General features: G+C 54.3%; 11 protein-coding genes. 9 read left to right on the top strand and 2 right to left on the bottom strand.

Going from position 1 to position 11,977, the window contains the following annotated elements; genetic code table 11:
- Window positions 1-162: 162 nt before the first annotated feature.
- The gene (locus B145_RS28295) at window positions 163-405 is read right to left on the bottom strand and encodes a DNA-binding protein (RefSeq protein ID WP_018609911.1); all 243 of its coding nucleotides are present in this window, start codon (window positions 403-405) and stop codon (window positions 163-165) included.
- Window positions 406-479: 74 nt separating this feature from the next.
- Here B145_RS28295 and B145_RS27805 point away from each other — a divergent pair, with 74 nt between their 5' ends.
- The 8 genes from B145_RS27805 to B145_RS0120815 all read left to right on the top strand — a co-directional run bounded on the left by B145_RS27805 (window position 480) and on the right by B145_RS0120815 (window position 9,258).
- The gene (locus B145_RS27805) at window positions 480-881 is read left to right on the top strand and encodes a helix-turn-helix domain-containing protein (RefSeq protein WP_018609910.1); all 402 of its coding nucleotides are present in this window, start codon (window positions 480-482) and stop codon (window positions 879-881) included.
- Window positions 882-990: 109 nt separating this feature from the next.
- Window positions 991-1,200, top strand: a complete 210-nt coding sequence (locus B145_RS0120855) for a hypothetical protein (RefSeq protein WP_018609909.1) — start codon at window positions 991-993, stop codon at window positions 1,198-1,200.
- 57 nt (window positions 1,201-1,257) lie between these two features.
- A complete protein-coding gene (locus B145_RS0120850) occupies window positions 1,258-2,775 on the top strand; it encodes a TnsD family Tn7-like transposition protein (RefSeq protein ID WP_018609908.1) in 1,518 nt (505 codons plus the stop codon).
- Between the two features lie 81 nt (window positions 2,776-2,856).
- Entirely contained in the window at window positions 2,857-3,213 is a 357-nt protein-coding gene (locus B145_RS0120845) for a helix-turn-helix domain-containing protein (protein WP_018609907.1), read from the top strand.
- Window positions 3,213-4,313 carry a TniQ family protein gene (locus B145_RS0120840; protein WP_018609906.1) on the top strand — a complete coding sequence of 367 codons (1,101 nt, stop codon included), beginning with the start codon at window positions 3,213-3,215 and terminating at the stop codon, window positions 4,311-4,313. Before B145_RS0120845 ends, B145_RS0120840 begins: the two co-directional genes overlap by 1 nt.
- 283 nt (window positions 4,314-4,596) lie before the next feature.
- A complete protein-coding gene (locus B145_RS0120825) occupies window positions 4,597-5,229 on the top strand; it encodes a hypothetical protein (protein WP_026259347.1) in 633 nt (210 codons plus the stop codon).
- Between the two features lie 10 nt (window positions 5,230-5,239).
- Window positions 5,240-7,195 (top strand): coiled-coil domain-containing protein, encoded by a 1,956-nt coding sequence (locus tag B145_RS0120820; protein WP_026259346.1) that lies wholly within the window; start codon window positions 5,240-5,242, stop codon window positions 7,193-7,195.
- On the top strand, window positions 7,195-9,258 hold the full coding sequence (locus B145_RS0120815; protein WP_018609901.1) for a hypothetical protein: 2,064 nt from the start codon (window positions 7,195-7,197) through the stop codon (window positions 9,256-9,258). The genes B145_RS0120820 and B145_RS0120815 overlap by 1 nt, the downstream gene beginning before the upstream one ends.
- 205 nt (window positions 9,259-9,463) lie before the next feature.
- Here B145_RS0120815 and B145_RS0120810 read toward each other — a convergent pair whose 3' ends face one another.
- A complete protein-coding gene (locus B145_RS0120810) occupies window positions 9,464-10,666 on the bottom strand; it encodes an ammonium transporter (RefSeq protein WP_018609900.1) in 1,203 nt (400 codons plus the stop codon).
- A 327-nt stretch (window positions 10,667-10,993) separates the two neighbouring features.
- Between B145_RS0120810 and B145_RS0120805 the strand changes: the two genes are divergently transcribed.
- The gene (locus B145_RS0120805) at window positions 10,994-11,932 is read left to right on the top strand and encodes a CysB family HTH-type transcriptional regulator (RefSeq protein ID WP_018609899.1); all 939 of its coding nucleotides are present in this window, start codon (window positions 10,994-10,996) and stop codon (window positions 11,930-11,932) included.
- Window positions 11,933-11,977: the final 45 nt, after the last annotated feature.

Genomic DNA, 11,977 nt, shown 5'->3' with positions numbered 1-11,977 from the left:
TTTAGACGAACGCGACGAACCCGTCCAAGGCGGCCCTGTTGACAACAGGGGCCTCTCGGGGAGAGGATGTGCATGTCAAGCACCCGCGCGACAAGCACATCCAGAAAAGCCCCTCGACCTCGCCAAAGGTTTGGGGGCTTTGTGCTTTCTACTGCTGGCGTTTTACGACATGGCGCCTCCTAGCGGCGTCTGATCTGGTGGGGGCGCCTTCAAGCCAAGGGCCACAGCTACGCGGTGTGCTTCACCGCGACATCCCCGTGTGCGTCCAGCCAGCACGGCATACACGATCTCTCGACGGAAACCGCGCGCCTTCGCCCAGTTGCTTACGGACTCGCCGTTCGCGTAGAACCAATCTTTCGCCTGTTCCAGCGTACGTGGCACTTCAGGGGGTAGCGCTTGCGGCATGTGCACTCACTTTTCTGTTGCGATTTTTGTGAATGTAGAATAATTTTGAACAATCGTAAACACAGATTGTTGTCATGATTCAACAAAACGGATCTTTTGGACCGAGGCTACGCGCAGAACGCTTGCGACTTGGACTAACGCAGGCGCAGGCAGCAGTTGTTGGCAAAGTTTCTAAGACGACGCAGGTGGCGTATGAGACGGACGCGCGTATTCCTGATCTCGAATACGTTAGGAGCTTGTCTGAGGCCGGGTTTGATGAGGTTTTCTTGCTAACAGGTCAGCACCTCTCGAAAAGCTTCGATTGGCGCCTGATGAGTGTCTTGGTTGACGCCGTAATGGAGTGGTCACAAGAGCATGGTGTCCGCATTCCCCGTCCGAAGCTGGAAGATCTCCTTTGTACGCTCTACTCACAGTTCGAAAATGCTGAAGATATCGACCCGGCGGCGCTAAACCGTACGTTACGGCTTATCTCGTGACGAGGGAGTGATGAGAAACCATGACGAACAAGTGAGGCATCACGTCAAAGCTTTTCTTAGCGTGCGTCATGCCTTGGATCCTTTATCAAAAGGCGCTGAGGAGCCGCCTGTGGGCAGTCGCGAATTCGCTGCAATTGCCTCTGTGCGTGCCGAACGGCGTCGGCGCTTTGGCCTGACTCTGCTCTTCATTGCCCCGGTTTCAATGGGGTGCGCCATGGCGATGCCATCGCATGACTGGTTTCGCTGGGTCTTCGCGGTGGTGGGCATGATCTATGCAGCATGGGGCGTATGGCAGATTAATCGTTCGGACCTTGATTGATCAAAGGGCTGCAATTGAACTGGAAGTGGGCACCGCATATCTGAGGAAATTTCTGCCATGGATGAGCATGGTGTAGGTTTTTTGGAGCTTCCTGGCTTGGGCGGGTTGTCGCTGCCCCCGCTCCGTTCTGATGAAACCCTCTATAGCTGGGTTGCCAGATATCACGTGCTGTCGAGCAATGCATGCTCTCGCACCACTAGCCGACAGTTGTTCGGCAACCCCCACGCAGCGCTCAGAACAGATTTCCCCGTGCAGCTTGATGCGCTAGTCGAGAGAACTGCGGGGGCTTTCGGTGGTGCGGCCCATATCGCCCACGAGCACTCGGCGTTCGGCGCATTTGCCCCCTTTCTGGGCGTTGACCTTTTTGGCAAGGTCAGCCAGGCCATGCGTGCTGGCGATAGTTTTGCGATAGGCAGGATGATGGGACTCACGACAAGTCGCATCGGTACGCCTGCGCCCTTGAAATCATGTGCGGCATGTGCGGACGAAGACGTTCGCTCCCACTACGTGGCACATTGGCGCGTTGAACAGCAACTCCCTGGAGCAAGAGTCTGCCCGAAGCACAGAGTGCTGCTGAGGGTTGCCACCGAATCCGCGCATTCGCGTGCAAGACGACAGCAGTTAATATTGCCCCACATGTTGAATGCGGATGAATGGGGTGAGCTTCCCCGTGTTTGCACCTCGGTAATGGATGCCCTCCAGAGGATCGAGTTTTGGGGGCGCGCGTTGAGGGCAAAGAGCGAACAAGAGGTCCGCCTCTTCGAAACAGAAGACTTGCGCGATACCTATGTGCGACAAGCCGCGCGTGAAGGCTGGTCGGGTGGTGATGGGCGGCTGATGTTCAGACCTATGTGCCATCAGCTTCGGTCACGCTTTGCCGGATTGGAAGCCGTGCCCGGTTTCGAATTCATTGCTGCAGCCCACGGGGTTACGGGAGGTTTCGTTGGCTCGCTGCTCCGCCAATATCCGGGGCGACAACATCCTGTGAAGCACTTGTTGCTGCTCGCCTTCTTGTTTGAGTCCCCAGAGGCTTTCCTGGCTGCGTACGACGAAACGGCGACGCTGGCTGCAGCGGAGCGGCGCACGCTGCTGACAGAAGAGCGAGCGGGATTGACGCAGCAGCTCAAAACCCTGGTCCAAGAACAAGGGCTCTCTGTGTGTCGTGCCGCCGATGAGCTGGGCATGACGGTTACGCTTGCGACTAAGTGCCTGCAGCGTGCAGGTGTTGCATATGGAACCCGCCCTCGGGTTGTGGGAACCGACCGCGAAAAGCAGGTCGAGCTTATGCTGCGCCGAGGAGATGACCCACCCCTGATCGCGTCCTCTCTGAGAGTACGGCGGAGCTTCATCAAAGACTATCTGGCGGCACGACCGGAGCTGCGAGAAATCTGGCAGAACCGGCACTTTGAGCGCAAACGAGATGCTTATCGGCTGAGGTTTCTCACCACCTTGGCCGAAAATCCGGGTGTGCCGATCAAGAAAATCCGGAGGCTGCCGAGCAATGGCTTTCAGTGGCTCTACAACAACGATCGCGCTTGGCTGGTAGAGAACCTTCCAGGGCTCTGGCATCGCTGAGGCGTTTTCCGGTTCTGCCGTCACTGCGTTTCTGGGTATGCATTGGTTGCAATAAATGCATATTTCGCGCATAGTTTGCGCATGAGCGCACAGACGTCCCTACGTGATGAAGCACTGCAATTGGCCCAGCATGCCAAGATGCGTGGGCTTACGCAATCGGCCATAGCAGCGGCTCTTGAGGCCAGTCAGTCACAGATCAGCCGAATATTTTCTGGCACATCAAAACGCCGCTCGAAGCTCTTCGTGGCTGTATGCAAATATGTATTTTCTGATGCGCAGAGCCGACCTGAAAATTCGGAGCTTGTGGGAGGGGCGGAGCTTCACCAGGCAGTGGATGAGGTTTGGGATGGGACTTCTGAGCACGCCAAAGCACTCGTCGGAGTCATCCGCAGTCTTGCAGCGCTCAACCACTGCGACAAACACGGAGGGACGCTGTGATGGCCGGGTTTTCCTGCGCACCTGCGCCTTTGCCGGATGAGCTGGCGCAGGGGCATATGGCGAGGATCTTCATCCTCGCCGGTATACCTGAACGGAAAAGGCATTCGCGCAGCCTGTCGTCGCTGATTGGAGCCGCTTCGGACAATCAAAAGTACTTGGGGCAACTGGCAGATCTGAGTCGCATGCCGCTCAGGCAGTACATATATAGCCACACGTTGGTTCCGTTCTTCAAAGCTGTGCAAGAGCAGGACATAGACTGGACATCGGAATCTATTCAATGGCAGTCATTGATGATTTCGGCAAGAAAGGGAGCGACCAAGACTATTCGCTTTTGTCCCCAATGTGTTGAGCAGGATCTCAGATCGCTAGGCGTGTCGTATTGGAGGCGCAGCCATCAGCTGTTTGGTGTCAGTTGGTGCGTCGAGCACTTGTGCGGGCTTTACTCCACTGCGGCTGATGACGCCATGCGGCAGCTACCTGAGGCATTTGTGTCCGAGGGCCAGGCCGATGAGATGGCGGAGGAGTTTGTCGCCCATCCTGTGTTACGGCGCTATGGCGAAATTTGCACAGGCTTTCTGACGCTGGATGCGCCCATCAATCTTGCGCAGATGGCGCAGCTCATCCGTGACAGGGCGCGTTTTCTGGATCTTCGGGGACGTCTTGGATCGCATGGCGATCATATGGACAAGCTCGCGATCGAACGCACTGATCGTCGGTGGCTACAGGAATACATCCCTGATGTTTTCACGAAGGGAAGAGCTTCATCTATTTGCCGGACCTACAGCAGCACAGATTTGGCGTATCCGGCTCAGTACTACGCGCTCGCACTTGCGTTGCTTTTCGATAGCGCCGATGACGCCTTGGCTGCGCTCAACCAAGCTGAGATCAGGCTGTCGCTGATGAGCACCCCTATGGGGCTGCGGTCGGCGGACGAAGAACGGGCGATCTCTGGTTTCATCGCAGAGTTGCCGTGGCAGCAGCTTGCTGAAAAATATGGCCTGCGGGTCGATGGTTTCGAAGGTTTGCTGCAGGCGGCGCTTCGTCATGCGCGGCTGGCGCGGTCAGTGCCGCAGGCAGAGTTTGATATTGTGTGTGCATGAATTTGGCTGGCCGCATTGAATTTCATTCCCTGCAAATTTCGCTGTTGACGTTTGATCTCTTTGGCATGAGCTCCAAGCATCCTTGATGCCATAGCCACCGAACCGACTTTGAGATCAATTCTGGGAAATGGAAGCGGTCAAACTGACGAAGGTTGAAAATAACCATCTCATCCGACACTCGGATGTCAGCCAAGTCGCCGTCATCGACGTGTATCATGTTGATTATCTATTTCATCGCCTGTTCGCGATGATTTAACTGATGCTCAGAAAAAAGGGGGAGCGCATGAATGCTCGAACGCCTCACCGCGATGCAATCCGGATACTTTTTATTCTGAACGCTGGTGGTACGCCATTGGTGGACAAAAATGATCCGACAGTCGCCAAAATTTTCAAAGGCGAGGCTCGATTGCATGCCTTCGACTTCTGGATGCGCAACCCAGACTATCTGGCTAGCGAACTGTTGGACGGCTACGAAACAACGGGCAACACGGACTATCGTCAAGCTGCGGAAGCCATCTTCGAAAGCGATGAACCTGACTTGCGACGTATTCCAATGATCCGCTATCTGTTTGGTGCCTATGAACGACTCGACGATGCGCTTTCCTTACTTCGATCACGTGACTTAGTCCGTATTACGGGCATCAAAGGAAAGGTGAAGGTCCACGAAACCGATTTCATCTTGACGGTTCGCGGAGTAGATGTCTGCTCGAACGCTGTCGTACAGGAGCCAATTCTTGAATGGTATGCCCAACGGGCGGCCTTGGTTGCGGAAATCGCTGGCACACGAGGCGGCGGCGCTCTGAAGGATAAGCAGTACGAGCAGGCGACGTATGCTCAAACCCAACTTGGCGGGATCATTCCTCCGATTGGTACGGATGTACAACGAAGACTAAATCAACTCAAACAAACCGTCTGAAGGGGAAGATATGGCAAAAGAGAGCATGGAATGGCTGGACGCCATCGCAAGCCGAGCCAAGGTCGATACGAGTCGCGTGGAGTCAGTTTTGACCGCACGGCATATCGTGCCAACCCCGGTGCTACCCGCTCCACGCAGGATGAAGCTTTTGAGTATTGCCTTCGGTGGAACTAAGCAAGGCGTTGAGGACGACGGACTTTACACCTTTGAATGGCCAGACCTGAATGAAGGACTATGGGGAATGATGACGGATCGCAACCTGCGCGGGAAGTCATCGATCATCGAAGTCGTGCGATGGCTGATGCGCGGCAAGCCATCTCCGAATCTTCAAGATGACGTCAAGAGCTGGATCCACAACGCTTGCTTGCGATTCGATCTTGATGGACTTGAGCATGAGGTGCAACTCGATTGTCAAAGCGGAGCTTCTGGCACGCTAAGCCGACGGTCATCGGCAACAGCAAACCCTACGGTACTCGCGTCCTTCAATAGTGATAAGCAGTTCGAGATGGTCATGTCGGACTTCTTTCTGCGTGCTTTCTCCATGGAGGGACTTGCGACATGGCGTGAAAGTGACTCCGAAGAAAAAACCGGTCATGCAGTCGTTCATGGCTGGCCTTCATTGTCAGGCGCGATGTTCATCGGCACAAACTATGACGTAGTGCTCGGTGATCTGCCCGCCACGACAGGAACTCAAGCACGTTTAATGCAAATGTACCTCGGCGTTCCATGGGTTTCGACGCTGGCCACAGCAGCAGCGGCACTGAAACTCGTCGAGTCCGGAAATGAGTTGGAGGCGCGCCGTCGCATTCAGGGTACACGTGCCAAGCAAGCCCGCGTCAAGGAGATCGAAGCAACGCTTGCAGAGAAACGAGAAGCATTGAATTCGCAACCGTCGGATGAGGCAATCCAGGCTGAGCTATCTGTGCTTAGCAGCAGGTACTCAGAAACCAAACGTAGAGAGAAGGCAATGCAAGAACGGTTTGATCGAGAGACGCTCGCAGAGCAGCAGGCAAACGCTGCCTATCTGCAAGATCGCCGTGAATTACAGGCCCACCAAGATTCGACGGCGGCGGGTTCAGTCTTTCGTTTGCTCGACCCGAGTTGCTGCCCACGTTGTGATCATGAAATCGATCAGGCACGGAAGAAAAAAGAGGCGACTAGCCATTCATGCTCTGTGTGCGGAGAGAATATTTCGAGCAGCGAGGACGCGGATGTTCTGAGGAAAGAGCTTGAGGCGAGCGTCAAAGCGTCAAAAGCGGCATTCGACAAAGCCCAAAAGAATCGTAATTTGGCCGATGAAAGTCTCCAGGCCTTGCAAACGGATTTAGAGAACATCCAGACCAAGAGTGAAGCGTTAACACTTCAGCTTGGGTCGTTCGACGCTCGAAAGCTACTTGCCAACGAGATCGCTGTACTTGAAGGTCGCCTTGAAGAAGCAGGCTTTGATCCTGGTAGCGATGATGTTACGGATGATGAAGCTGCCGTGCTCAAAGCCATTGTCAGCGAGACGGACACACGGTCCAAAGCTGTCCGCGACGAGTTCCTAGGCGAGGTCTCCGCCAGTCTTCTTCACTTCGCCCAGCGCTTTGGCATGCACAGCTTGTCAAAGGCTCAACTGCGTGGAAATGCGAATCTGATCCTGACGAAGGGTGGCGCCGAGACATCGTTCAGCAAAGTGACGAAAGGTGAGCGCCTAAGGCTGAAAGTCGCCACAGTTCTCGCCATGATTCAGGTCGGTGAACGAAGGGGCGTCGGACGACACCCTGGCTTGATCATGATTGATTCGCCCGCTGCGCAGGAAATCGCGCCAGAAGATCTTCGTGAATTGCTCTCGGGGTTGAAAGACATCCGTGACGAACTTCCCCATCTCCAGATTTTCGTTGCAGGCGTAACCTCGAAAGCGATGATCGATCACGTCCCTGAAAGCCATCGCAGAGAAGCCACAAATGGAGGCTACCTGTGGTAATGACCGCGCAGGGGGCTCAACTGCATCCGGTGGAAGTTACGCTGCATACGTTGTTGAGCCAAGGGGAACTGCCGAACGTCGACAATCTGGGCGGATTCGAAGTAATTGTTGAGGCTACGCCAGCGCTGGGGGCATCCCCTTTTGCTGGCGAAATTTTGTCTGCGGTTCTCCGAGATGCGAGCGACGCATTGGTCAAGGATGTACATCCATGGAAAGACCTGATCGATTGTTTGGTACGAGCCGCCATAAGTGATGTTGTGTTGATCGAAATGGTCGATGCGCTGAATTCTTGCCAATTGCCGGACGGTACTGCAAATGACGTATTCATGGCTTTCTTGCAGAAAGCGGTTGATGTTTCCGGTGCGATAACAGGCTATGCCCGAGCTGTAGCACTTGAGGGAGCTTTCCGGCTGGCTGCGTCTGATCGTCGGATGCAGCTTCGCCTGCTGGATGCCTTGTTGGGCATTCAAATTTCCGACGAACCGCATTTTCTTCGTCATGCCGCCAAGATTATGGGAATCGCCCACTCGCATTGGCGGGAAACGGGGTTGGTGGAAAAGCTACGCATCTTCTCCGAGTGCGAAGACGCAGCCTATGAAGCTAGCTTTGAGTTGGGGATGGCAGGTCTCGCTGCTGCGCTCGACGAACCGAAGAGAGAGATGGCAAATGCCATCTTTCTGGATTCCCTGCAGTGGTTCAAGAAAGCTGAATCATTGAAGGAAGCGGCACCGGAGGCAGCGCTGTATGGGGAATGTCTCACATTATTGACAGACTTCGAAGCCCACAAGACCAACATTGAGTTGAGAGCGCGCAGCGCGACGATTCAGAAATCAGCCTTCGAACTCCTTGCTTGGCATGCCGACGAAAATTCGCCAACATGGTTGGGCGCACGGCATATACAGGCTGCATGCTGGAACGATCTTGCAGGAACGCTTGCGTCGCTTGCCGACAGTTTGCAGCAGATTAGCTGGTGGGAACCTAGGGTAGTGATCGAATGCCAAGTGCTCGCAGCTTATAGCGCGGGGCGAACGATCTTGAAACGCAGCCGAGATGGATATCTAGAAGCTTTACTGCGTCCCAGGATCGAGTCTTCGATCGCGCAGCGCGAGGGACAGGCGTACCTTTTGAAATGCTGGCTGGAACAAAACCGCGAGCACGAGCAGGTCCCCGAGGCCGATGCTATCCTGAGCGGCATTGATCGGTTTATGGCCGCTGATGCAGAGGCCCAGCGAAACCCCACTGAGGCAGCCACCGTTTGGGCGCCGGTCGCTGCCGTACTGTCACAAGCCCGTTGCAGTAAAGAAACCGAGCGGCGCGTAATCGAAGTTGTCTTGAACGCCTATGCGTTCAGTCTCGAAGGATTGAGCACGGCGGAGATCGATATCTTTGACCATTGCTTGGCCTCGGTGGAACATCACCCGGACTACAGGGATAGTGTTCGAGGTGCAAAATTGTTCAGCACCGTTTTACTGTGGACGACCAGATTTCTTAAAAATCGTTTGGAAATTACAAAGAAGGATGATCCATCGGTCGCCTATCTGTTTGAAGACTCTGATGGCATCTTGCCGCCAGAGAGTGCTCTTCAAGACGATTATTTCCGCTGGATATGTACTCAATCCGCATCAGGTGAAATAGAGCCCACGAACCTTGGCGGAGGCCGCGCCGACGTGGCTCTGAAGACTACGGGAGAGCGCATAGTGATCGAAATCAAGCGTGAAATGGACAACGCATCGTTTGATTCGCTGGCAGTTCAATATACGGGACAAACGACCGATTACCAGAATGTAAGTATTCGATTGGGATTTCTGCTTGTTCTTGACCTAACCGCGCCGAAACTCGAAGGTACGCCACACATCCGAACTTTGATGCAGTGTCGCCCGATACAGCGATCAGGCGAAGCAGAGCCGAGGCATGTCGTTATCGTCAAAGTGCCGGGTCGTCGGTATTTGCCAAGCGATATTAGTAAAAAATCAAAGCCCTCCGGTGCTGCTGTGAAAATAGCTAAGAGGCGGCCAAAACGAAACAAGGTGTCTGGTTCGACAATAAACACTGGATCTGCCTGAATGTGTGCAACGAACGATGCTCAGGCGTCTAGCTAACGTAGCTGAGGGTTAGAGCCCTCCTACAGTGAGCGGTTTTTACTGCCCTTGGATACGAAAGGTAAAGCAAAAGGGCCGCCGCTATGCAGTGGCCCTTTTGTCTAGGGATGGTCTGTTACAGACTAGTTTTTAGTGTTACAGACTTAATTTTTACCTACAATCATCAACATTACGAGAGGCTTTCTTTCTCTGGCGAGGAGCTGATCTTGTGGATACTCAGGTCGGCGCCGTTATATTCCTCTTCTTGATCCAGGCGCAAACCCACTGTGTTCTTGAGGATGCCATATACAATGGCTCCACCAACAAGAGCGACTACAACCCCCCCGGCGGTGCCGATGAGTTGGGAGGCAAAGCTGATGCCTCCACGGCCTCCCAGCATCTGCTGACCGAAGATGCCTGCGGCAATGCCGCCCCAGGCGCCACATAGCCCATGCAAAGGCCATACGCCAAGGACATCATCAATCTTCCAGCGGTTTTGGGTCAGGGTGAACATCACCACGAACAGTGCGCCTGCAACGCCGCCGACGACCAATGAGCCTATCGGGTGCATGATGTCGGAACCAGCACAGACGGCAACCAGCCCAGCCAATGGGCCGTTATGCACGAAACCGGGGTCGTTGCGCCCAAGCACCAGCGCAACCAGCGTGCCCCCCACTGCAGCCATCAGGGAGTTGACTGCAACCAGGCCGCTCATGGCTTCGAGTTTTTGTGCACTCATCACGTTGAAGCCAAACCAGCCTACCGTCAGAATCCAGGCTCCCAGCGCCAGGAAGGGGATGCTTGAAGGTGGGTGGGAGGTGATGGAGCCGTTGTGCCCATAGCGACCACGCCGAGCCCCCAAGAACAGCACCGCAACCAAGCCGATCCAACCCCCGACGGCGTGGACCACCACGCTGCCCGCAAAGTCATGGAATTTAGCGCCAAAGGTGGCTTCCAGCCAAGCCTGGATGCCGAAGTGTTCGCCCCAGGCAATACCTTCAAAGAAAGGGTAGATCAAGCCGACAATAAAAAAGGTGGCGGCCAGTTGTGGGGAGAATTTTGCGCGCTCGGCAATCCCACCAGAGATGATGGCGGGAATCGCTGCAGCAAAGGTGAGCAGGAAGAAGAATTTCACCAGCTCATAGCCACTGTTTTGTGCCAGCGTTTCAGCCCCACTAAAGAAGTGGATGCCATACGCCACGCCGTAGCCGATGAAGAAATAGGCCACGGTGGATACACAGAAATCGGTGAGGATCTTCACTAATGCGTTGACCTGGTTCTTGCGGCGTACAGTGCCAAGCTCCAGGAAGGCAAAGCCAGCGTGCATTGCCAGCACCATGATGGCGCCTAACAGCACAAACAATGCATCACTTGCGGTCTTGAACTGCTCCATATTGGACTCCATTTTGCACGATGGTGGAGCCTTAAGCACGATTCAGGCCACAAGAAGCATATTGTAAAATCAATCACTTATAGTGCTCAAAGACATTCACCCGCACCTTAATGGTGAAAAATCAACCGAGCTTTTGCTTAGGTATGGTGCAAAACGGATTTTGTTTGGCGTAGGAAACGCACCAAATTGGATAGCGCTGCTATTCATCCCAACGATTGATATTGCGATTGGGAATATAGCATTGCCAATAATTCTCATAAGTGCATATAAATATGGTTAGTCTGAATCCATCCTCTATTGATCGTCCAAACAAGGGGCAGACAGACCATGAACTTCCAACAGCTACGCATCGTTCGTGAGACTGTGCGCCAAAATTACAACCTGACTGAAGTCGCCAACGCCCTATTTACTTCGCAACCGGGGGTCTCCAAGCACATTAAGGACCTAGAAGATGAACTCGGGGTGGAACTCTTCATTCGGCGCGGCAAACGCCTGCTCGGACTGACCGAACCCGGCAAGGAACTCGTGGTGATTGTTGAGCGGATGCTGCTGGATGCGCGCAACATCAAGAAACTGGCGGATCAATTCACACAACGCGATCAGGGGCAGCTCACCGTGGCAACCACCCACACTCAGGCCCGCTATGCCCTGCCCGCCGTTGTAGCCACCTTCAAGCATGAATACCCAAAGGTTCATCTGGCTTTGCACCAGGGCAGCCCTCAGGAAATTGTTCAATTACTGCTCTCGGGGGAAGCCGATCTGGGGATTGCCACCGAATCGCTGGATAACGAACCCGAACTTGTCACGTTCCCCTTTTACGAGTGGCACCATGCAGTGCTGGTTCAAGCAGGCCATCCGCTACTCACTGAGCCCCGTTTGAGTCTGGAAGCGCTGGCTGAATACCCGATCATCACCTACCACAGCGGTTTTACCGGACGCAGCAAGATTGACCGGGCGTTTACCGATGCCAATCTGGCGCCGGACATAGTGCTTTCTGCGCTTGATGCAGACGTCATTAAATCTTATGTGGAGCTGGGTCTGGGGGTTGGCATCATCGCCCCGAATGCATTCAACCCCAGCAAAGATCCTGATCTGCGCCTGATTGATGCCTCACATCTGTTTGCTCGCAATACTTCCCTGATCGCGGTGCGCAGAGGCCATTACTTGAGGGGGTTTGCCTATCGCTTCATCGAATTGTGCTCACCCGATCTGGACGAAGCCATGGTTCGCACAGCCATTGCCCCACACAAAGACAACGGCCTATAGTAAGAAATATTATCGATCCGCATGGGTTGGCCTGGAATTACCACC

It is taken from the genome of Uliginosibacterium gangwonense DSM 18521 (assembly GCF_000373965.1).
In the GTDB taxonomy this organism is placed as follows: domain Bacteria; phylum Pseudomonadota; class Gammaproteobacteria; order Burkholderiales; family Rhodocyclaceae; genus Uliginosibacterium; species Uliginosibacterium gangwonense.
This window is presented reverse-complemented; position numbering and strand designations above follow the sequence as displayed.

Excerpts from the sequence above, each read along its gene's own strand:
- B145_RS0120845 (WP_018609907.1), top strand. The coding sequence starts at position 2,857 with ATGAGCGCACAGACGTCCCTACGTGATGAAGCACTGCAATTGGCCCAG.
- B145_RS0120815 (WP_018609901.1), top strand. The coding sequence starts at position 7,195 with ATGACCGCGCAGGGGGCTCAACTGCATCCGGTGGAAGTTACGCTGCAT.
- B145_RS0120825 (WP_026259347.1), top strand. The coding sequence starts at position 4,597 with ATGAATGCTCGAACGCCTCACCGCGATGCAATCCGGATACTTTTTATT.
- B145_RS27805 (WP_018609910.1), top strand. The coding sequence starts at position 480 with ATGATTCAACAAAACGGATCTTTTGGACCGAGGCTACGCGCAGAACGC.
- B145_RS28295 (WP_018609911.1), bottom strand. The coding sequence starts at position 405 with ATGCCGCAAGCGCTACCCCCTGAAGTGCCACGTACGCTGGAACAGGCG.
- B145_RS0120805 (WP_018609899.1), top strand. The coding sequence starts at position 10,994 with ATGAACTTCCAACAGCTACGCATCGTTCGTGAGACTGTGCGCCAAAAT.
- B145_RS0120850 (WP_018609908.1), top strand. The coding sequence starts at position 1,258 with ATGGATGAGCATGGTGTAGGTTTTTTGGAGCTTCCTGGCTTGGGCGGG.
- B145_RS0120810 (WP_018609900.1), bottom strand. The coding sequence starts at position 10,666 with ATGGAGCAGTTCAAGACCGCAAGTGATGCATTGTTTGTGCTGTTAGGC.
- B145_RS0120840 (WP_018609906.1), top strand. The coding sequence starts at position 3,213 with ATGGCCGGGTTTTCCTGCGCACCTGCGCCTTTGCCGGATGAGCTGGCG.
- B145_RS0120820 (WP_026259346.1), top strand. The coding sequence starts at position 5,240 with ATGGCAAAAGAGAGCATGGAATGGCTGGACGCCATCGCAAGCCGAGCC.